This is a genomic window from Micromonospora sp. NPDC049139, assembly GCF_055586845.1.
Genome location: NZ_JBVJHK010000007.1, coordinates 194,680 through 215,951, shown reverse-complemented (window position 1 = coordinate 215,951; position 21,272 = coordinate 194,680). Strand labels below are relative to the sequence as shown.

Here is a 21,272-nt window from a genome sequence, read left to right as displayed (position 1 = left end):
GTGGGCAACGATCTCGTCGTCCCGGCGATCGTGGCGGTCACCCTGGTCACCGTCGGCATCGGCTTCTACGGGCTGCGGCTGGCCCGCACCACCTCCGACTTCCTGGTCGCCTCGCGGGCGATCAGCCCGACCTGGAACGCGGCGGCGATCGGCGGGGAGTACCTCTCGGCGGCGAGCTTCCTCGGCGTCGCCGGGCTGATCCTCAAGTACGGCGTCGACGTGCTCTGGTACCCGGTGGGCTTCGCCGCCGGCTACCTCGCGCTGCTGCTCTTCGTGGCCGCGCCGCTGCGCCGCTCCGGCGCGTTCACCCTGCCGGACTTCTGCGAGCTGCGGCTCGGCTCGCGCCGGCTACGCACCCTCGCCACCGCCTTCGTGATCTTCATCGGCTGGCTCTACCTGGTGCCGCAGCTCCAGGGGGCGGGGCTGACGCTGGCCACGGTGACCGGCTCGCCGTACCCCCTGGGGGCCCTACTGGTGGCCGTCGTGGTCACCGCGAACGTGGCGCTCGGCGGCATGCGCGCGATCACCTTCGTCCAGGCCTTCCAGTACTGGCTGAAGCTGACCGCGCTCGCCGTACCGGCGATCTTCCTGGCGTTGCAGTGGCAGGCCGACGCCCGGCCGGCGGTGACCCCGCCCGACGGGCCGACGTTCCGGACCGCGACCACCGTCGTGGTCGAGCACCGCGCGACCCTCACCCTTCCCGACGGCCAGATCCGGGAGGTACGCCCCGGCGACGAGCTGTCGTTCGCCGCCGGTGACCCGGTGCCGGAGGTCTCCGGGGTGGCCACCGACGCGGCCGACTGGCTGCTGCCGAGCACCGCCGGGGACGACGACCGGGGCCTGTTCGCGACCTACTCGCTGATCCTGGCCACCTTCCTCGGCACCATGGGGCTGCCGCACGTGCTGGTGCGTTTCTACACCAACCCGGACGGCGCGGCCGCCCGGCGCACCACGCTGGTGGTGCTGGCTCTGGTCGGCGCGTTCTACCTGCTGCCCACCATCTACGGGGTGCTCGGCCGGATCTACACCCCGCAACTGCTCGTCACCGGCCAGACGGACGCGGTGGTGGTGCTGCTGCCCGGCGCCGCGCTGGGCGACGGGGCGACCGGGCGGCTGCTCGCCGCGCTGGTCGCGGCCGGCGCGTTCGCGGCCTTCCTGTCCACCTCGTCCGGGCTGCTCACCAGCGTCGCCGGGGTGATCTCGACCGACGTGCTCGGCCGGGGCTCGGTCCGCGGGTTCCGGCTGGCCACGGTGATCGCCGGCGGCGTGCCGGCGGTGCTCGCGCTCAACCTCGCCGGGCTGGACGTGTCCCAGGTGGTCGGGCTGGCGTTCGCGGTCGCCGCGTCCAGCTTCTGCCCACTGCTGGTGCTGGGCATCTGGTGGCGCGGGCTGACCGACCTCGGCGCCGCCGCCGGGATCCTGGTCGGCGGCGGTGCCGCTGTCGGGGCGGTCCTGGTCACCGTGCTCGGCCCGCCACTCTCCGGTTGGCCGGCCACGCTCACCGCGCAGCCGGCCGCGTGGACGGTGCCGCTGGCCTTCACCGTGATGGTGGCGGTCTCCGTGGCGACCCGCCGCCGGGCTCCGGCCGACGTCGGGGCCACCATGCTCCGGCTGCACACGCCGGAGGCGCTGCGGCTGTGAGCGACCGCCGCCACGCCCCGGGTACGTCTCGGGGATGATCGGGGATCATCCTGCGGCCGGACCGGTGGCCGGCCGATGCCGGATACGGTCGGACGCATGACTGCTGAGCACCCGGCTCTCTCCCTCCGTGGCCTGGCCAAACAGTTCGACGGCAAGGTCGCGGTGGCCGGTGTCGACCTGGATGTCCCGGCCGGATCCTTCTACGGCCTGCTCGGCCCGAACGGCGCCGGCAAGACGACCACCCTGTCCATGGCGGTCGGCCTGCTCCGGCCCGACGCCGGTGGGGCGTGGGTGCTGGGGCACGACGTCTGGGCCGACCCGGTGGCCGCGAAGCAGCTGCTCGGCGTGATGCCGGACGGCGTACGCCTCTTCGACCGGCTCAGCGGCGCGGAGCTGCTCGCGTACCACGGCCTGCTGCGGGGCATGGACCCGGCGGTGGTCGACCAGCGGGCGGCGGAGCTGCTGGACGTGCTCGCGCTCGGCGACGCCGGGCGGACCCTGGTGGTCGACTACTCCGCCGGCATGAAGAAGAAGATCGGCCTGGCCTGCGCGCTGCTGCACGGGCCCCGGCTGCTCGTGCTGGACGAGCCCTTCGAGGCGGTCGACCCGGTGTCGGCCGCGCTGATCCGGGACATCCTGCACCGGTACGTGACCGGGGGCGGGACGGTCGTCTTCTCCAGCCACGTCATGGAGGTCGTCGAGCGGCTCTGCTCGCACGTGGCGATCCTGGCGGCGGGCACCATCAAGCGGGTCGGCACCATCGACGAGGTGCGCGGTGGCCGGCCGCTGGAGCAGGTCTTCGTCGAGGTGGTCGGCGGCCGTACGGCGACCGGTGAGGAGCTGGCGTGGCTGTCGCGGTGACGCACCCGACCAGCCCGACCACGGCGGTCCGACGGGTCTCCGCCCGACACTTCGTCCGCCTCAAGCTGCGGGTGATGGGCAACAACTTCCGGGGCCAGGGCTGGCGGGTCGGCCTCTTCGTGGCCGGCGTGCTGGCCGGCCTCTGGCTCGGCGGCACCGGCTTCTTCCTCTTCGCCGCGCCCGGCCTGGCCGACGGGGGCCGCTACGCGCTGATGGTCGCCTCCCTCGGCGGCGGCTTGGCCGTGCTCGGCTGGCTGCTGCTGCCGCTGGTCTTCTTCGGGGTGGACGAGACGCTGGACCCGGCCCGGTTCGCGTTGCTGCCGCTGCCCCGCCGCACGCTGGTCACCGGGCTCTTCGCCGCCGCCTTCGTCAGCGTCCCCACGCTCGCGGTGCTGCTGGCCCTCTCCGGGCTGGTGGTCACCGCCGGGGCGCTGGGCGGCTGGTCCGCCGCCGCGGTGATGTCGGTCGGGGTGGTCGCCGGGCTCCTGCTCTGTGTCGCCGGGGCCCGGGCGGTCACCAGCGCGTTCGCCACGGCGCTGCGGTCCCGCCGGGTCCGTGACCTGGCCGCCGTGCTGCTCGCCGTGCTCGCCGCGCTGCTCGGCCCGTTGCAGCTCGCGGGCGTCGCCGCCCTCGGGGACGCGGACTGGGACCGGCTCGACCGCGTGGCCGAGGTGATCGGCTGGACGCCGTTCGGCGCCCCCTGGACGGCCGGCATCGACGTGGCCGAGGGCCGCGCCTGGGCCGCCCCGGTGAAGCTGCTGATCACGGCGGCGGCGATTGTCGCGCTGCTGGCCTGGTGGTCCCGCTCGCTCGAGTCGGCCATGGTGGGCGCGGCCAGCGCCAGCCCGGCCCGGGACCGACGCGGCGTGGCCGGCGGGGCGGTCGCCCAACTCTTCCCGCGCGTGGTCGGCTGGGCCCGCCGGGACCGGTTCGGCGCGCTGGTCGCCCGGGAGGCCCGCTACTGGTGGCGGGACGCCCGGCGGCGGGCCAACCTGATCACCGTCGCGGTCGTCGGTCTCTTCGTGCCGGTCATGGTCAACCTCGGCGGCTCGGGCTTCAGCGTGGGGGCGGAGCAGGGGTTCACCGTCCCCGACACGGCGTCGCCGGTGCTGGTCAGCCTGTCGATGCTCTTCGTGGGCCTGCTCGCCGCGATCACCCTGGCCAACCAGTTCGGCTTCGACGGCAGCGCGTACGCCGCAAACGTGGTGGCGGGCGTGCCGGGGCAGGTGGAACTGCGCGCCCGGATGGCCGCGTTCTCGATCTACCTGCTGCCGATGCTGGCGGTGATCTCCGTGGTCGTGGCGGTGGTCCTCGGCGAGCCCGGCTGGATCGGGCTGATGGCGGGCACCCTGATCGCCACCTACGGCGTGGGGCTCGCCGTCAACACCTTCGTCTCGGTGCTCGGGGCGTACTCGCTGCCGGAGACGAGCAACCCGTTCGCACTGAACAGCGGCGCCGGGGTGGCGAAGAGCTTCCTCACCCTGCTGTCCATGCTCGCCTCGGCGGTCGCCGCGGTGCCGATGGTGGTGGCCGCCGGGCTGCTCGGCGACGTCTGGCTCTGGCTGGCCCTGCCGGTCGGCGCGGCGTACGGGCTGGGCGCCGCGCTGCTCGGCGCGTACCTGGCCGGCGACGTGCTGGACCGCCGCATGCCCGAACTGCTCGCCACGGTGACCCCGCGCCGCTGACGCGAAGGCGACACCCAACCGGCTGCAACCTGCACCGCCCACCCGGGGTGTGCTGGGCAGAGCCGCGACCACGCGGCGAAAGCAGCAGGGGAGGCGCCATCGTGATGGTGCGGGAGCACGACCCCGGCGACGTCCGGGAGAAGCTGTCACCCACGGCCACGGGGGCCGTGGGCGACAGCTTCGAGGAGTTCTACGCGGCGAACTTCCAACCGCTGATGCTTCAGCTGTACGCGTACACGGCCGACGTCGGCCAGGCGCAGGACGCCGTGCAGGAGGCGTTCAGCCGCGCCTGGGCCCGGTGGGACCGGTTGGTCCGGTACGAGCGCCCGGCGGCCTGGGTGCGCACGGTCGCCATGAACGTGGTGCGCAACCGGTGGCGCCGGCTGCGGGCCGCCCGCGTCCACGCGAGGTTCCATCGCGAAGAAGTGGTCGAGGGCCCCGGTCCGGAACGGGTCGCGCTCGCCCGCGCCCTCGCGACCCTGCCCGAGACCCAGCGGCGAGCCGTCGTGCTCTTCCACGTGGCCGACCTCAGCATCGCCGATATCGCCGACCAGGAGGGGGTCGCCCCCGGGACGGTGAAGTCCTGGCTACACCGGGGCCGCACCGCGCTCGCCGCCGCCCTCTCCGAATCGCGGACGGAGGAGCCTCATGTCTGAGCACGACACTTCACCGAACCTGGACAACCTCTTCGCCGCCTACACCTCCGGCGGCCCGCTGGTGGTGCCGCCCGGCGTCGCGGCCGCACGTCAGGTCGCCCGCCGGCGCCGTACGGCCCGGATCGTCGCCTCCGGCGTGCTGGCGGCGGTGCTGGTGGCCACCCCGGCGTTCGCCGGCACCTGGCTCGACCGGGAACCTCCGGTGCCACCGGCCGGGACCCCCACGCCCACCTCGCCTGCCACCACGGCACCCACCCCGTCGATCTGCAACAGCGCGTTCGCCATTCGCTGCGAGAGCCCGTCGGTGACGTCGAGTCCCGCCGCGCCGCCCCCGAACGGGCGGATCGGTGAGAAGGAGCTCGGCAACGCCACCCTCGACCTGCCGGCCTGGCCGGCGTACCTGAGGGAGCACTGCCCGGCGGGACGGGTACGGTTCTCGGACGGCCGCGCCCAGCTCTCGCCCGACGCGGACCTCCAGGTCAAGATTCTCCAGGTCGTCCACGCCGACCTGGATCGCGACGGGGCACCGGAGACCGCCGCGCTGATCAACTGCGGCGGGCTGGAGATGAGCGAGTCACGGGTGCTGGCGTTCGACCGGAACCAGTCCGACGCCATCGTGACGACGGGCCTGGTGGTCGCCGAGACCGGCGACATCGCGGGCATCCAACGGATCCGGCCGGCTGGTTCCGCCGTGGAGGCGGAGGTGGTCGACTTCTCGAGCGACGGCATCCCGGACAGCCTCGCGCAGCACCAATGGCGGGCCTACTCCTGGTCGGGCGCGAGTTTCGTCCAGTCGGGCGGGCCCACCGTCTTCCCGGCCAACCCGCGGATCACCGACCTGTCGATCAGCGGCGGCCAGCTGCGACTCGCCCGGGTGGACGATGATCAGGCGGAGGGCGTCCTCAGCCTGATCATCGGCAACCAAGGACCGCAGCCGGCTACGGAACCGCAGGTGAGGGTGCATTTTCCGGCAGGGTTCGACGTCACCCCGCTTCCCAGGGGTTGCAGCAGGTTCGTCTCCAGCGACCACACGATCACCCTCACCTGTCGCTTGGCGGCGCTGGCGGTCACGGAGACCGTGGCGCTCGACCTGTCCGTCTCGGTCCGACGCCCCGGGCTGGGTGCCGGCAAGGCCGGTGAGTACCGGGCGACGGTGTTCTGGAGTGGAAGTGAGGGGGCCACCTATCCGGAGCCGAACGGCACCCACAGGAACAGCCTCGTGACCGGCAGCCTGATCGTGACCGACTGAGCCGCACTCGGCCGGACCGCCCGGCAACCCGTGCCGTACGGGTTGCCGGGCGGCGGCACAATGGCCGGATGCCCGTCGTCGAGGCGGTGGCGACCGTGCCGGTGCCACCCGAGTTGGCCTTCGCGGTCTCGCAGACCACCGCGCCGGTGCGCTACCGCTGGGATCCGTTCGTCCGGGAGCAGCGACTCGTCGACGGGGCGACCCGCCCCGGCAAGGGCGTTCGCACCTTCACCCGCTCCCGACACGGGCTGACCATGGTCAGCGAGTACGTCTCCTGGGCGCCACCGAGCCACGTCGGCATGAAGATGGTGAGCGGCCCGTGGTTCTTCGAGATGTTCGCCGGCGGCTGGCGCTTCGCGCCCGCGTCCGAGCCGGGGTGGACGGTCGCCACCTGGCGGTACAGCTTCCGCTGTCGTCCGGCATTCCTGAGTCCGGTCGCCGACCGGGTCGGGGTCTGGCTGCTCCGCCGGGACATCCGCCGCCGGATCGCCGGTTACGCAGCCGGCTGCACCGACCCCGAGGTGCTGGCCGACGCCCGCCGCACCCTCACCGACTGAGCAGCACGCCTCAACCCGAATGCCCGACCGACCTGCCCGAGTGGGTGATGATCAGTTGATGGAAAACCAGGCGTAGACGGCCCTGGGCAGCGGTTTTCCATCAACTGATCATCGGGCCGAGCCGGCCGAGTTGGGCGAGTAGGGGGCGCGGTGGAACGGCACCGGCGGGGGCAGGGGCGGCACAATGTTTCACGTGAATCATGAGCCGGGCGCCGAGATCCACCACACCGACCCGTTCGCCGTGCCCGCCGGGCAGCGCTCCCCCGTACGCCGGTTGCGGGGCCGGCTGGCCTCGCCGGTGACCCTCTGGACGGCGCCCGGGCCGGCGGGCCTGACGGTGTCGTCGACGCTGGTGGCGGAGGGCGAGCCGGATCGACTGCTCGGCCTGGTCGACCCGGAGTCGGACCTGTGGGCGGCCGTCGAGTCCGCCGGCCGCTTCGCGGTGGCCCCGCTGAACCCGTCGCACCGGCAGCTCGCCGACCGGTTCGCCGGCCTCTTCCCGTCGCCGGGCGGTCTCTTCGCCACCGGGGCGTGGACCGACACGCCCTACGGTCCGGTGCCGACCGACGCCGGGGGCTGGGCGGGATGCCAGCTCGACGCCGCCCGCGAGTACGGCTGGGGCCTGCTGGTGGAGGCCACCATCGAGGCCGTCGAGCTGACGGGGGAGACGGATCCGCTGCTGCACTACCGGGGCCGGTACCGCGAGCTGACCTGACGAGGACCGCCACGTCCCGGACGACTGACTGCGGACGACCCGGTCCCGAGCCACCGGCTCGTGGCTCGTCATGGCCGGCGACCACCGGTTCGCGGCTCGTCGTGGCCGGCGACCACCGGTTCGGGGCTCGTCGTGGCCAGCGGCCACCGGTCCGGGGCTCGTCGTAACCGGCAGCCGCCGGTTCGTGGCTCGTCGTGGCCAGCGGCCACCGGTCCGGAGACGGGACCGGTGTCGGGCCGGTGGTTCGACCCCGACGACCGTTCAGCGGAGTGAGCTGCGTCACTCGGCGCAGCCACCGTGCCGTTCGGCGCAGCCGCCGACCGGCGTCGATCTCAGCCTTCCCCGGCGGGGAACGCGCTTTCTACCGTGCGCGAAAACCCCCGACGCCTGTGAAGGTGGTGATCCACAAATGTCCACGGACACACCCGCGTCCGCCCCCTCCGCGTCAGCGGCGGACCGGTACCTCGCCGTACAACGGTCGGACGAGTTCGCCGGGTTGCGTCGCGCGCTGCGCGGCTTCGTCTTCCCGATGACCGTCGCCTTCTTCCTGTGGTACGCGCTCTACGTGATCCTGTCCGCGTACGCGCGGGACTTCATGGGCACGAAGCTCTTCGGCAGCAACATCAACGTCGCCCTCGTCTTCGGCCTGCTCCAGTTCGTCTCCACCTTCGTGATCGCCTGGCTCTACTCGCGGTTCGCCGACCGCAGGATCGACCCGGTCGCCGACCGGATCCGCGCCGAGATCGGGGAGGTGACGCATGAACACGGTCCTCGCGGCTGAGGCGGGTAGCACCACGGCCCGCAACCTCACCATCACCCTGTTCCTGGTCTTCGTGGCGGTGACCCTGGCCATCACCATCTGGGCCAGCCGGCAGACCAAGACCGCCACCGACTTCTACGCCGGCGGGCGGTCCTTCTCCGGCTTCCAGAACGGCATGGCGATCGGCGGCGACTACATGTCGGCCGCCTCGTTCCTCGGCATCGCCGGCATCATCGCCCTCTACGGCTACGACGGCTTCCTCTACTCGATCGGCTTCCTGGTCGCCTGGCTGGTGGCCCTGCTGCTGGTCGCGGAACTGCTGCGGAACTCCGGCCGCTACACGATGGCCGACGTGCTGGCCTTCCGGATGCGCCAGCGCCCGGTGCGTACCGCCGCGGCGGTCTCCACCATCACCGTGTCGATCTTCTACCTGCTGGCCCAGATGGTGGGCGCGGGCGCGCTGGTCGCGTTGCTGCTCGGCATCAAGCCGGGCACCACCTTCCTCGGCATGGACGCGGACACCGCCAAGGTCGCCACCATCATCATGGTCGGCGCCCTGATGATCATCTACGTCACGGTGGGCGGCATGAAGGGCACCACCTACGTGCAGATCGTCAAGGCGTTCCTGCTCATGAGCGGCGCGCTGGTGATGACCGTGCTGGTGCTGGCGCACTACAAGTTCAACCTGTCGTCGCTGCTCGGCGATGCCGCCGCCGCCTCCGGCAAGGGGAGCGCCTTCCTGGAACCCGGGCTGCGGTACGGCGTCGACACGCCCGGCGACGCGCTGAAGACCTTCTACAGCAAGATGGACCTGCTCTCGCTCGGCATCGCGCTGGTGCTCGGCACGGCCGGCCTGCCACACATCCTGATCCGGTTCTACACCGTCCCGACCGCCAAGGCGGCCCGCAAGAGCGTGCTCTGGGCGATCGGCATCATCGGCACCTTCTACCTGCTGACCCTGGCGCTCGGCTTCGGCGCCGCGGCGCTGGTGGGCGGCGAGGCGATCACCGCACAGGACAAGGCGGGCAACACGGCGGCCCCGCAGCTCGCCGAGGCGCTCGGCATCGACTTCCTCGGCGGCGACCTGGGCGGGGCGACCCTCCTGGCGATCATCGCGGCGGTCGCCTTCGCCACGATCCTGGCCGTGGTGGCCGGCCTGACCCTCGCCTCCTCGTCGAGCCTGGCGCACGACTTCTACGCCAACGTGATCAAGAACGGGGCGGCGTCGGAGCGGCAGGAGGTGCGGGTCGCCCGGGTCTCCGCCCTGGTGATCGGCGCGATCTCGATCGTCCTGTCGATCTACGCGCAGAACCTGAACGTGGCCTTCCTGGTGGCGCTCGCCTTCGCGGTGGCTGCCTCGGGCAACCTGCCGGCGATCCTCTACAGCCTGTTCTGGAAGCGGTTCAACACCTCGGGCGCGGTCTGGGCCATCTACGGCGGCCTGCTCTCCGCCGTCCTGCTGGTGTTCTTCTCGCCGGTGGTCTCGGGGGCGCCCACCTCGATGTTCCCGAACCATGACTGGCAGTGGTTCCCGCTGTCCAACCCGGGCATCCTCTCCATCCCGTTCGGCTTCCTGTGCGGCTGGTTCGGGGCCGTGATCTCGAAGGAGCACGACGAGGAGAAGTACGCCGAGCTGGAGGTGCGCGCACTCACCGGCGCCGGCGCCCACTGACCCCACCCGACGGAGGGGCCCCCGGCGCCGGGGGCCCCTCCCGCCACGCCCGGTGCGGGATCGGGGCGATGGGTAGGCTGACCGACATGAACGTTGCTGCGCGCTTCGGAACCGGTCACCGCGTCCTCGTCACCGGCGGCGCCGGTTTCGTACCGTCACACCTGGTCGACGCGCTGATCGCCCGCGGCTGCACGGTGGTCGCCCTGGACAACTTCGTCACCGGGTCCAAGGAGAACGTCGCCCACCTGGCGGACGAGCCGAGGTTCACGCTGGTCGAGGCCGACATCTCCGACGGGCTGCCGACCCACCACCCGGCCATGGCCGAGCGGTTCGACGCCATCCTGCACATGGCCTCCCCGGCGAGCCCGACGGACTTCGAGAAGCTGCCGGTGGAGATCCTCCGGGTCGGCTCGGTGGGCACCCTGCACCTGCTGGACCGCGCGGTCGCCGACGGCGCCCGGTTCCTGATGGCCTCCACCTCCGAGGCGTACGGGGACCCGAAGGAGCACCCGCAGCGCGAGACGTACTGGGGCAACGTCAACCCGATCGGCATCCGCAGCGTCTACGACGAGGCGAAGCGCTTCTCCGAGGCGGCCACCATGGCCTACCACCGCAGCCGTGGGCTGGACGCCGCGATCGTCCGGATCTTCAACACGTACGGCCCCCGGATGCGGCCGGACGACGGCCGCGCCATCCCGACGTTCATCTCCCAGGCGCTGCGCGGGGAGCCGATCACCGTGCACGGCACGGGCAACCAGACCCGCTCGATCTGCTACGTGGCGGACCTGGTCCGCGGGATCCTGCTGCTGCTCGACTCCCGCGAGACGGGGCCGATCAACTGCGGCACCGAGCACGAGATGAGCATGCGGCAACTCGCCGAGACGATCGTGTCACTCTGCGGCAGCAGCTCCGAGGTGACCTACATCACGCGCAGCGCCGACGACCCGGAGATGCGCCGCCCCGACCTGACTCTCGCCCGTGAACTGCTCGGCTACGAGCCGACCGTGGCGCCCGAAGACGGCCTCCGGCGCACGATCGAGTACTTCCGCGAGCGGCTAGGGTAACCGGCCGCCCGGGGGACGCCGACAAACGCCGGCTTCGCCTGGAGGCGACTGTGGCCGGACGTACGTACCCTGAGTTACATGTCAGCGACCACGCCCGCCGGTGTCCCGCTCCCGTACCTGCACCGCAGCGCCGGGCGCGCGTCGGTGCCCGGCTCCGGCCGGGACGCCGCCGGCCGCGCCCGGCCGGCCGAGGCCCGCTGGTACCCGTCGCCGGACGAGGCGCGGGTCGGCGGCCCGGGTGGCCCGTCGGGTCCAGGTGGCCCGGGCCGACCGGGCGGTCCCGGCGGCCCCGACCGCCCGGGGCGGCGCGGCGCGCGTCCCCGCTGGGGCCGGATCGGCCTGGTGGCCGGCGTCGCCGTGCTGGTGCTCGCGCTCCTGGGCGGGGCCGGCGCCTGGTTCTACGCCCGGAGCCTGAACGACGACCTGGCCCGCACCGACCCGTTCTCCGAGATCACCGGTGGCCGGCCGGCCAAGGCGGTGGACGGCGCGCTGAACATCCTGCTGGTCGGCAGCGACTCGCGGGACCCGGACGCCCCGGTGGACCAGTCCAGCAAGTGGCGGGCCGACACGATCATCGTGATGCACATCCCGTCCAACCACCAGCAGGCCTACCTGGTCTCCATCCCCCGCGACCTCTACGTGCCGATCCCCGAGGGCGCCAACGCGGAGTGCGGCTCCGGCCAGCGCGGGAAGATCAACGCGGCGTTCGCGTTCGGCGGGCTGCCGCTGGCCGTCCGGACGGTGGAGTGCTTCACCGACGTGCGGCTCGACCACGTGATGGCGATCGACTTCGCCGGCTTCAAGCAGGTCACCGACGCCCTGGGCGGCGTCGACCTGAAGGTCGAACGGACCATCACCTCGATCCACAAGCCGTACCGGACCTTCACCAAGGGCACCAACCACATGGACGGCGCAGAGGCGCTGGACTGGATCCGGCAGCGCAAGCAGTTCCCGGACGGCGACTTCGCCCGGATGCGCCACCAGCAGGAGTTCCTCCGCGCGCTGATGGACAAGGCGGCGAGCACGGGCACGCTGACCAATCCGAAGAAGCTGAACGACTTCCTCAAGTCGGTGACCGCGGCGGTCACCGTCGACGAGGGCTTCTCGCTGGTCGACATGGCGGTGCAGTTCCGCAACCTGCGGGGCGAGAACCTCACCTTCGTGACCAGCCCGCACGTCGGCAGCCAGACCATCAACGGGGAATCCGTGGTGGTCTCGGACAAGGAGAAGGCCCTGGCCATGTACAAGGCGATGTCCGCCGACACCATGACCGCGTGGGTGCAGGCCAACCAGAAGGCCGACGGCACCGGGAACTGACCCGCTCCGCATCGGCGCCGGCCCCCACCGTGATCGACGGACGTCGTCGCGGGTCGGGGGCCGGTTTCGCGTTTCCTGTGAGCCAACGGCCGACCGGTCGTATCGATCTGGACGTTTGGACAGTTTTCCTGGATGACGGCGGGGACAACGCCAATTGACGTCCCGACGAACTACCCAGGACGGGAAAGCGTCCGTACAGTGATCCCGCCCCCTGATCACGCGAGCTGGAGCACGCATGCCGGTTCAGACCAGCCGTCGCCCTCCGGCGGTGGAGTCCCCCGGCGGCCCGGCGCGGGCCGCCACGACCACCCCGACCCGGCCCGGGAAGGGCGGTAAGACAGGCGGCGGGCCCGCGAAGAAGCGGTCGCGCCGCAAGGACCCGCTCTGGGCCCGACTCACCCTGATCCTCGGCGCCGTGCTGATGATGACCAGCGGCGTCGCGATCGTCGGCAGCAAGGCCCTGATCAGCAAGGCCACCGGCAGCATCGCCCAGCGCAACCTGCTGGGCGACGCGGGCAAGTCGGACGCCGAGGGCGGTGCCAACCTGGACGGCCCGATCGACATGCTGCTCCTCGGCGTGGACGCCCGGGAGCGGTGGGCCGCCGACGACGTCCGGGCGGACAGCATCATCGTGCTGCACATTCCGGCGACGCACGACCAGGCGTACATGATCTCGATCCCGCGCGACACCGAGGCGGAGATCCCGGGCCACGGGACCGACAAGATCAACGCCGCGTTCCAGTTCGGCGCCCGGAACGGGGGCGGCTGGGAGGGCGGCGCGCAGTTGATGGCCAAGACCATCAAGAAGCTGACCGGGGTCAGCTTCGACGGCATGGCGATCATCAACTTCGGCGGCTTCAAGAACATCATCGACACCCTCGGCTCGGTGCGCATCTGCGTGAGCCAGGAGGTCACGTCGATCCACATGTCGTACGTCGACGGCAAGCCGATGTGGAACGCGGACGCCAAGAAGACCGGCAAGCGGATGACCCCGGTGGTGCACAAGAAGGGCTGCCGGGAGATGGAGGGCTGGGCGGCGCTGGACTACTCCCGGCAGCGCAAGACCCTGAAGAACGGCGACTACGACCGCCAGCAGAACCAGCAGCAGCTGATCAAGGCGATGGCGAAGAAGGCCACGGAGAACGGCACGCTGACCAACCCGCTCAAGCTCAACGAGCTGATCAAGGCGGCCGGCAAGGCGTTCATCCTCGACGCCGGCGGGGTACCCGTCGCGGACTTCGTCTTCACCATGCGCGGCGTCACCGGCAACGACCTGGTCATGCTGAAGACCAACGGCGGCACCTTCCACGGCGACGGCAGCCGGGAGACGCTGAGCCAGGAGACGCTGGACATGTTCGGCGCGGTCAAGCAGGACAAACTGGCCGAGTTCGTCTTCGCCAACCCTCAAGTGATATCCAGCCGCACCTAGCGCCGGCCCTGCCCGGCCCGCCCGAGCGCGCGGCGGCCGGGCAAATTCGGTGAAGCGGCCCGGGAGCACGGAGCCGCCCGTAGCCTGACGTGAGGGAGATTCACGTACGGCCGCGGGGAGGAGTCACGTCCAGATCGGCGCGCGACGGTCGGGCACGGACCGGGGCCGACACCCGGGCCGCCCGGCCGCGCCGCGCCCGCTGGCCCCGCGTCCTGCTCGGCCTCGGCCTGGCCGTGGTGCTGCTGGCCGGGCTCGCCGTGGTCGGCCTCCGGGTGCTCGGCGACCGGTACGAGCGCACCGTGGTGCGGGAGCAGTTGCTCGACCCCACCGCCCGCCGGGAGCGGACCGACCCCGACGGGCCGCTGAACTACCTGCTCGTGGGGACCGACCGGTGGCAGAGCGGCAGCGCGGCGGACCGCCGGTCGGACAGCATCCTCATCGTGCACGTGCCGGCCGGCGGGCGCGAGGCGTACCTCGTCTCCGTCCCCCGGGACCTGCTGGTCGCCATCCCGCCCGGCAACGGCTTCGGCGGCGGGCAGGACAAGGTCAACGCGGCGTACGAGCACGGCGGGGGCGGCGAGCCGGGCACCCGGCTGCTCTCGGCCACCCTGGCCCGGCTGACCGGGATCCGTTTCGACGGCGCGGCCCTGATCGACTTCTCCGGCTTCCGCAAGGTCATCGACCTCCTCGGCGGGGTACGCATGTGCGTGGACACCGAGGTCCGCTCGATCCACACCGACCGGGTCTTCCACCCCGGCTGCCAGCAGATGGACGGCGGCGAGGCGCTGGACTACGTCCGCCAACGCTACGACCTGCCCGGCGGTGACTACGACCGACAGACGCACCAGCAGCAACTGCTCCGGGCCCTGCTGGAGCGCACGAGCGAGACGTCGCTGCGGACCAATCCCGTCAAGCTCGACCAGGTGATCCGGGCGGTGGGCAGCTCGCTGACCGTGGACACCAACGGCGTACCGCTGGAGGACCTGGTCCGCGCAGTGCGCGACCTGCCGGCCGACGCGCTGCGCGGCGTGCAGGTCCCCTCCCACCCGCAGACCATCGACCAGGTGTCGTACGTGGTCCTCGACAACGGCGGGAACGGGCTGTTCGAGGCGGTCCGCGGCACCCGGGTGCCGGAGTGGGCCCGGGCCAACCCCCGGTGGGTCACCCGGCTGTGACGCGCGGGATGCCCCACCTCGCCGCACCCGGCCGCACCGACCACCCGCCGACGGTCGGCCGGGCGAGGTTCTAGGCTTGGCGCGTGTTCGGACCCCAGGTTCCCACCGTGACCGTGCCCGAGATCGCCGACGACGCCTACCTGCTCGACGTCCGGGAGGACGACGAGTGGGCCGCCGGCCACGCTCCCGGCGCGCACCACCTGCCGATGATGGAGCTGCCGGCCCGGATCGCGGAGGTCCCCGCCGACCGCGACGTCGCCGTCATCTGCCGCTCCGGCGGGCGCTCCGCCCAGGTCGTCGCCTACCTGATGCGCAACGGCTGGGACCAGGTGCGCAACGTCGCGGGCGGGATGGACGAGTGGGCCGCCGCCGGGAGACCCGTCGTCGGCGGGAACGGGCAGCCGGGCCACGTCCTCTAGGCGGACGGGATGGGCGAACCCCTGGTCTTCGCGCACCGCGGCTCCTCGTACGACCTGCCCGAGCACACCCTCGCCGCCTACCTGCGCGCCCTCGACGAGGGTGCGGACGGGCTGGAGTGCGACGTCCGGCTGACCCGGGACGGGCACCTGGTCTGCGTACACGACCGCCGGCTCGACCGCACCAGCAACGGCCAGGGCCTGGTGAGCACGCGTACCCTCGCCGAGCTGGAGGCGCTGGACTTCGGCTCCTGGCACCCCCGCTGCGTGCCCGCCGACGGGGACGAGGTGCTGGACGAGTCGCACACCCGGCTGCTCACCCTGGAGCGGCTGCTGGACGCGGTGATCGCCGCCGGGCGGCCGGTCCGGCTGCTCGTGGAGACCAAGCACCCCTCCCGCTACGGCGGCGACGTCGAGCGCCGGCTCGTCGCGCTGCTGCGCCGGTACGGCCTGGCCGAGCCGAAACCGGACGATCCGGTACGCGTCACCGTCATGTCGTTCTCCGCGCTGGCCGTACGCCGGACGCGGGAGCTGGCCCCCGCGCTGCCCACGGTGCTGCTGCTGGAGGTGCTGCCGCCCTGGCTGCGGGCGGGGCGGCTGCCCTTCGGCGCCCGGATCGCGGGGCCCGGCGTGGCGCTGGTGCGGGCCCGCCCGCAGCTCGTGCCCGCGTTGCGGGCGGCGGGCAACCAGGTCTACGTGTGGACCGTCAACGAGCCGGCCGACCTGGACCTCGTCCTGTCCGCCGGGGTGGACGGCATCATCACCGACCGGCCGGCGCGCGCGCTGGCCCACCTGGGCCGCTGACCGCGCGCCCGGACCGCGTCCCCGGCCCGCCCGGCCCGACGCGGGCGGCCCGGACCGATGGGCGGGATCCGGCCGGGCAGGGGTGTCCGGAAACCGACCGCCGGGGCACACTCGGGGCATGCCGGAGCGCACCGACCTCTCCGCTCTCATCGCCGGCCACACCGCGGTGATCGACTCGATCAGCTCCGGCGGCGCCGGCGTCCCCGTCCTCACCCAACTGCTCCGAGTGGTCCGGCCCGCGCTCGACGCGGCGGGCATGGCCTTCGTCGAGTTCGCGCCGACCGGTGGCCGGGTGATCGCCGCCACCGGCGCCGTCGAGTGGATCATCGGCCGCCCCGTCCCGCCCGACGACCCGGCCGTCGCCTGCCTGCTCTCCGGCACCCGGGTACGCCAGGTCCGGACGGACCGGCTCACCGGCAGGCTCGCCGGCGAGCTGGCCGCACGCGGCCTGCTCCGGATGGTGGTCGCCCGCGCGGAGATCGGCGGGCTGACCGTCGGCAGCCTGCACGCGCTCTACCCGGGCGAGGACGGGACGCGGGACGCCGGCCGACACGACGCGATGGGCTACATCGCCTCCTGCATCGCCCACATGTACGGCGACCAGACCGGGCTGCCGGTGCACGGCGACGGCCCGGTGGTGGCGGCGCTGGCGGACGGGCTGGCCGTGGTCGACCGGGACGGGCACGTGCGGCTCTGGAACCCGGCCGCCGCCCAGGTCACCGGCCGTTCCGCGGCCGAGGCGCTCAACCGGCCGCTGCCCTTCCCACTGCCGCCGTCCGGGCAGGTGCTCGACCACCGGTTGCCGGACGGCCGCTGGCTCAAGATCACCTCCGGGGAGCTGCCCGGCCCCGGCACCCTGCACGTGGTGACCTTCCGCGACGTCACCGACCAGCAGCGGCGCGACCACGACCGGGACCTCTTCGTCGCCGTGACCAGCCACGAGCTGCGTACGCCGGTGACCGTGATCAAGGGCTACGCCGACACGCTCACCGACCACTGGGAGTCGCTGACCGAGACCGACCGGCGGCAGGCCGCCCGGGTCATCGGGCAGCGCGCCAACGAGCTGGCCCGGCTGGTCGACCGACTGCTCTCCGCCGCCGCCGAGCCGGGCCCGGGCGACGAGCCGCCCGCCCCGTACGACCTCGGCGACGCGCTGCGCGCGACGGTGACCGACCTGCCGGCGGAGCTGCGGCACCGGCTCGTCCTCCGCCTCCCGGCCAACCTGCCGAAGGCGCTCGGCCACCGGCCCAGCCTGGCCACCGTGCTGACGGAGCTGTGCACGAACGCCGGCAAGTACTCCCCACCCGACTCCCCCATCGAGATCAGCGCGGACGCGGACGGGGCGACCGTCTCCTTCCGGGTCAGCGACCGCGGCATCGGCATCCGGCCCGAGCACGTGGAGCGCGCGTTCGACCGGTTCTGGCAGGGCGAGTCGGGCGACCGCCGCCGCTATCCCGGGGCCGGTCTCGGTCTCTATCTCGTCCGCCGGATCGTTGAACAGCAGAATGGATGGGTATTCCTCCGGCCGAGGGCCGGTGGCGGTACGGTCGCAGAGGTGCGGCTGCCGCGCGGGGGACCGGCGACGGGCGGCGGGGCGTGAAGGGGCGAGGGTGTCGACGGGAGCTGCCGAACGGGCATGGTGCGTGGTGGTGCCCCACCACGCCACGGGGGCGCGGCAGGCGCGGCACCGGCTCGCCGACGAGCTGACCGGCGTCGTACCCCCGCCACTCCTGGCCGACCTGGTCGCGGTCCTGGCCGAGCTGGTCGGCAACGCGGTCCGGCACGCCGACCCGCTGCCCGGCGGGGTGGTCCGGGTGGCCTGGCGACTGCGCAGCTCCGCCGCCGGCCAGCAGGTGCAGCTCCGGGTCACCGACGGCGGCGCCGCCGCGGGCCCGCGGATGCGGGTGGCCGACACGGACGCCGTCGACGGCCGCGGCCTGCACATCGTCGCGGGGCTGGCCGACCGCTGGGGCGTCGAGCGCGACGGCCTGGGCCAGAGCGTGTGGGCCGAGTTCGACCCGGCCGACGTCACCCGGTCGGACCTGGCCGTCGCCGGCTGACCGCCCCCGACAGGCGGGTCCTGCCCACGCCGGCCGGCTGTGGCCTCTAGGCTGTGTCGCCGTGAGCAAGCGTCGAAAGAGCCAGCGGGCCGCCGAAGCCACCCCCAAGCGGGAGAAGGTGCGCGACATCTTCGTGCCCCGACCGTTCGAGGGGCTGACCGACGAGCCGGAGTGGATCGCCCTGCGCGAGCTGGTGCCGGCCGCCTCCGCGCCGCTGCGGCTCGCCCCTGCCCTGGTCGAGGAGTTCGGCGACCGCGAGGTCGTCCTCGCCACCGTGCTGCCGATGGCCGCGCCGGCCGTGACGAAACCGGACGGCCGGGTCCTCGTCGGGCTCCAGCGCCACCAGCAGTCCGGCGACGTCTCCCGGGACCTGGCCGAGGCGCTGCTCTGCGCGCTGCGGGCCGAGCCGGGCAGCCCGGTGGCCGTGCCGCCGCTGCCCGGACCGGGCCCCCGCCTGCAGGACGTCCTGGTCGACGGTCCGCTGGAGATCACGATGCACGACGGGTTCGAGTTCTGGCTCGACCCGGGGGCCGGCGACGACCCGAACGTGCAGGCGTCCCTGGAACGCGCGAACGCCGCGATCTACCCGACCGTGCGGCTCACCGCCGCCCCGGCCGCGTACTGGTGCCAGGTGCCGGAGAAGGCGCACGTGCGCTGGGTGCTGCCCGACGACGAGGACGCCGCGCTGGACGCGCTGGCCCGGCTGAGCGTGGCCGGCACGCTGACGCTCGGCGAGAACACCCGGTTCGCCGGCATGTTCCGGGCGCACGGTCGGCTGGTGCCGGTCTGGGACCTGCCCGAGGACGTCCCGGCTGCCGACTGGGAGCAGCCGGTCGCCGAGTTCGCCAAGCGGTACGCCGAGGCGCTCGCCGACCCCGCCCCGCTGGACGCCGCCGGCCGGCGCGCCCGGCACGGCCTGCTCGGCCGTCAGCTCACCCTGCGCTGAGCCGCCACGCCCCCGCCGACGCTGCGGGGCGCCCGGCAGTGCCGTGGCCCGGCGGCGCCCGAGGTGTTAGGAAGGGCCCCTTCCTCTACCGTAAGCGTTAGGAAGGTGCCCTTCCTTACCCGGCAAGCGGCTCGCGGACCAGGGGGCAGGACATGCAGCGCGGCCCGCCCCGGCCGGAGCCGAGTTCGGAGCCGGCGATCGGGATGACCTCGATGCCGGCCCGCTCCAGTTGCGCGTTGGTCTCCGTGTTGCGCTCGTAGCCCACGCAGAGCCGGGGCGCGAGGGCGAGGGTGTTGTTGCCGTCGTCCCACTGCTCGCGTTCCGCGGTGACCGGATCCAGGCCGGTGTCGATCACCCGGAGCTGGGCCAGGTCCATCGCGTCGGCGGCGGCCCGCAGGAACGGCGCCGGACCGTCCACCCGCGGGTCCTCCCCGTCCGCCCCGGCGATCACCGTGTACGCCGACAGGGTGTGGGCGACGTTCGGATACATCAGCACGGCGTCGACGTCCACCATCGTGCAGACGGTGTCCAGGTGCATGGTCGCCCGTTCCTGGGCGATCGGCACGACGAGGATGGTGTGCGCCAGCCCGGCGGCGAAGACCTGCCGGGCGAGGCGTTCCGCGCCGGCCGGGGTGGTCCGCTCGCCCACGCCGACGGCCAGCACCCCGGGCGCGAGCAGCAGCACGTCGCCGCCCTCCAGGTGCTCCAGCTCGGGGTGGTAGACGAACTCGGTGCCGGCGAAGCGCGGGTGGTGCCGGTAGATCGCATCGGTCAGCGTGCTCTCCCGCCGCCGGGCCGGCATCGCCAGGCTGGTCACCCCGACCCGGTCACCGATCCAGAGCGAGGAGTCCCGGGTGAAGAGCAGGTTGGGCAGCGGGTCGATGACGAAGTCGTGCCGGTCCATCAGGGTGTAGACCAGGCCGCCCGGCCGTTCCCGGCTGACCCGCAGTTCCTCGTGGGCCAGCCCGGCGATGAGCACGTCGGCGAGCGCGGCCGGGTCGAGGTACGCGAGGTGGTCGGCGACCCGGGCGCGCAGCGAGTCGCCGAGCCGGGGAGAGCGCAGCGCCTCCTCGGTCAGCTCGGCCCGCGCGTCGGCCACGGCGAGCGTCTCGGCCAGCAGGGTGGCGAGGTAGAGCACCTCGACCCCGCGCTCGCGCAGGGCGGCGGCGAAGGCGTCGTGTTCCTCCTGTGCGCGCCCCACCCAGGGGATGGCGTCGAAGAGCAGCGAGTCGTTGTTGCGTGGCGTGAGCCGGGCGAGTTCCGGGCCGGGCCGGTGCAGCAGCACGGTGCCGAGCCGGCCGACTTCGCTGTCCACGTAGTGGGTCACCATCGCAGCGTAGGGCAGGGTTTGGCGGCATCCGATAAAACAGTGGTGGATGAATATGGCATTCATCCGCACTCACTCCGGCGTTCCAACTTGCCGACACGGGGGACTGGCAACGTAGGGTAGTGAGGACATAACTTCGAGGGACCTTTTGCCGGAGGTCGCGATGACTGTCTTTCCCGCTCGTCGAGCCGTACCGTCCGCCCGGGCACTGCCGCCCGCGGCGGTGCCACATCCCCGCGTGGAGTCGCCGGGGGTGCTCGCGCCGGTCCGTCCGTCCCCGTTGGAGTGGGCCCGCCGCCGTCGGGCGGAGCGGGGCGCCCGCCGGCTGGAGGCGGCCGGCGCGCGGGCGCTCGGCCAGCTCGACCACCTCGGGCCCGCCTGGCACGTCATCGAGTGGCCCCGCACGGACGTGTCCGACCTGTTGCTCGACCACGAGCGCGACGAACGCGCCGGCTTCCTCGCCATCGGGCCGAGCGGGCTCTTCGCGGTCACCATCGCCGACCACGGCCGGGCCCGGGTGCTCGTCGCCGGCGACGTGGTGCAGATCAACGGCAAGCGACCGCCCTACGTGGCGGAGGCCCGCCGCGACGCCAAGCGCGCCAGCAAGGCGCTCTCCGACGCGGTGGGGCTGCCGATCCCGGTGACGCCGGTGCTGACGTTCGTCGGCTCCGGCGTCATCAGCGTCTACGGCCTGCCGAAGGACTGCCTCATGGCCACCCACCGCGAGCTGGACCGCCTGCTCGTCGCCGGGGGCAGCCGGATCAGCCCGGCCACCGCCGAGAAGCTGTCCCGGGTCGCCCAGCACCCGGGCACCTGGATGAACGGCTCCTACCGGCCGGCCGCCGACTACCGGTGGTACGAGGACGGCCGAACGGCCGCTGACAAGCCGGCCGGCCGGCGGTAACGTCACCGGCGACGCCACGCGGCCCGGGTGCCGG

The 21,272-nt window shown here is 73.0% G+C and carries 19 protein-coding genes and 1 pseudogene; 19 read left to right on the top strand and 1 reads right to left on the bottom strand.

The genetic code is table 11. The features are described 5' to 3' along the window. From ACZ6Q9_RS15980 to ACZ6Q9_RS15895, 18 genes and pseudogenes are all read left to right on the top strand, one after another. Entirely contained in the window at nt 1-1,641 is a 1,641-nt protein-coding gene (locus tag ACZ6Q9_RS15980) for a sodium/solute symporter (protein ID WP_393259409.1), read from the top strand. 96 nt (nt 1,642-1,737) lie between these two features. Then, nucleotides 1,738-2,502, top strand: coding sequence for an ABC transporter ATP-binding protein (locus tag ACZ6Q9_RS15975; RefSeq protein WP_350702602.1), 765 nt, complete (start codon nt 1,738-1,740; stop codon nt 2,500-2,502). Continuing rightward, nucleotides 2,487-4,187: an ABC transporter permease gene (locus ACZ6Q9_RS15970; RefSeq protein ID WP_396829245.1), complete on the top strand. Its 1,701-nt coding sequence runs from the start codon at nt 2,487-2,489 to the stop codon at nt 4,185-4,187. Before ACZ6Q9_RS15975 ends, ACZ6Q9_RS15970 begins: the two co-directional genes overlap by 16 nt. A gap of 101 nt (nt 4,188-4,288) precedes the next feature. Then, nucleotides 4,289-4,843: a SigE family RNA polymerase sigma factor gene (locus ACZ6Q9_RS15965; protein ID WP_393259413.1), complete on the top strand. Its 555-nt coding sequence runs from the start codon at nt 4,289-4,291 to the stop codon at nt 4,841-4,843. After that, a complete protein-coding gene (locus ACZ6Q9_RS15960) occupies nt 4,836-6,092 on the top strand; it encodes a hypothetical protein (RefSeq protein ID WP_396829244.1) in 1,257 nt (418 codons plus the stop codon). Before ACZ6Q9_RS15965 ends, ACZ6Q9_RS15960 begins: the two co-directional genes overlap by 8 nt. Nucleotides 6,093-6,160: 68 nt before the next feature. Further along, nucleotides 6,161-6,649, top strand: coding sequence for an SRPBCC family protein (locus ACZ6Q9_RS15955; protein WP_396829243.1), 489 nt, complete (start codon nt 6,161-6,163; stop codon nt 6,647-6,649). A 172-nt stretch (nt 6,650-6,821) separates the two neighbouring features. After that, nucleotides 6,822-7,364, top strand: a pseudogene (locus tag ACZ6Q9_RS15950) (flavin reductase family protein); the annotation flags it as partial. A gap of 409 nt (nt 7,365-7,773) precedes the next feature. Next, nucleotides 7,774-8,145 (top strand): DUF485 domain-containing protein, encoded by a 372-nt coding sequence (locus ACZ6Q9_RS15945; RefSeq protein WP_350702596.1) that lies wholly within the window; start codon nt 7,774-7,776, stop codon nt 8,143-8,145. After that, nucleotides 8,123-9,796, top strand: coding sequence for a solute symporter family protein (locus tag ACZ6Q9_RS15940; RefSeq protein ID WP_393259419.1), 1,674 nt, complete (start codon nt 8,123-8,125; stop codon nt 9,794-9,796). The genes ACZ6Q9_RS15945 and ACZ6Q9_RS15940 overlap by 23 nt, the downstream gene beginning before the upstream one ends. A gap of 86 nt (nt 9,797-9,882) precedes the next feature. After that, the gene (locus ACZ6Q9_RS15935; RefSeq protein WP_393457771.1) at nt 9,883-10,860 is read left to right on the top strand and encodes a UDP-glucuronic acid decarboxylase family protein; all 978 of its coding nucleotides are present in this window, start codon (nt 9,883-9,885) and stop codon (nt 10,858-10,860) included. A gap of 78 nt (nt 10,861-10,938) precedes the next feature. Further along, nucleotides 10,939-12,177, top strand: a complete 1,239-nt coding sequence (locus ACZ6Q9_RS15930; protein ID WP_396829242.1) for an LCP family protein — start codon at nt 10,939-10,941, stop codon at nt 12,175-12,177. A 235-nt stretch (nt 12,178-12,412) separates the two neighbouring features. Continuing rightward, the gene (locus ACZ6Q9_RS15925; RefSeq protein ID WP_393259424.1) at nt 12,413-13,606 is read left to right on the top strand and encodes an LCP family protein; all 1,194 of its coding nucleotides are present in this window, start codon (nt 12,413-12,415) and stop codon (nt 13,604-13,606) included. 89 nt (nt 13,607-13,695) lie between these two features. Then, complete coding sequence (locus ACZ6Q9_RS15920) at nt 13,696-14,781, top strand: LCP family protein (RefSeq protein WP_466021407.1); 1,086 nt, start codon at nt 13,696-13,698, stop codon at nt 14,779-14,781. A gap of 83 nt (nt 14,782-14,864) precedes the next feature. Then, a complete protein-coding gene (locus ACZ6Q9_RS15915; protein ID WP_357698375.1) occupies nt 14,865-15,200 on the top strand; it encodes a rhodanese-like domain-containing protein in 336 nt (111 codons plus the stop codon). A 9-nt stretch (nt 15,201-15,209) separates the two neighbouring features. Then, complete coding sequence (locus ACZ6Q9_RS15910) at nt 15,210-16,001, top strand: glycerophosphodiester phosphodiesterase (RefSeq protein ID WP_393259426.1); 792 nt, start codon at nt 15,210-15,212, stop codon at nt 15,999-16,001. A 118-nt stretch (nt 16,002-16,119) separates the two neighbouring features. After that, nucleotides 16,120-17,601 (top strand): PAS domain-containing sensor histidine kinase, encoded by a 1,482-nt coding sequence (locus ACZ6Q9_RS15905; protein ID WP_396829241.1) that lies wholly within the window; start codon nt 16,120-16,122, stop codon nt 17,599-17,601. 43 nt (nt 17,602-17,644) lie between these two features. Beyond that, on the top strand, nt 17,645-18,061 hold the full coding sequence (locus tag ACZ6Q9_RS15900) for an ATP-binding protein (RefSeq protein WP_357450640.1): 417 nt from the start codon (nt 17,645-17,647) through the stop codon (nt 18,059-18,061). 61 nt (nt 18,062-18,122) lie between these two features. After that, a complete protein-coding gene (locus tag ACZ6Q9_RS15895) occupies nt 18,123-19,007 on the top strand; it encodes a DUF5926 family protein (protein ID WP_393259430.1) in 885 nt (294 codons plus the stop codon). 115 nt (nt 19,008-19,122) lie between these two features. Here ACZ6Q9_RS15895 and ACZ6Q9_RS15890 read toward each other — a convergent pair whose 3' ends face one another. Continuing rightward, nucleotides 19,123-20,337: an arginine deiminase gene (locus ACZ6Q9_RS15890; protein WP_393259431.1), complete on the bottom strand. Its 1,215-nt coding sequence runs from the start codon at nt 20,335-20,337 to the stop codon at nt 19,123-19,125. A 160-nt stretch (nt 20,338-20,497) separates the two neighbouring features. Here ACZ6Q9_RS15890 and ACZ6Q9_RS15885 point away from each other — a divergent pair, with 160 nt between their 5' ends. Next, nucleotides 20,498-21,238 carry a hypothetical protein gene (locus tag ACZ6Q9_RS15885; protein WP_393259433.1) on the top strand — a complete coding sequence of 247 codons (741 nt, stop codon included), beginning with the start codon at nt 20,498-20,500 and terminating at the stop codon, nt 21,236-21,238. Nucleotides 21,239-21,272 lie beyond the last annotated feature (34 nt).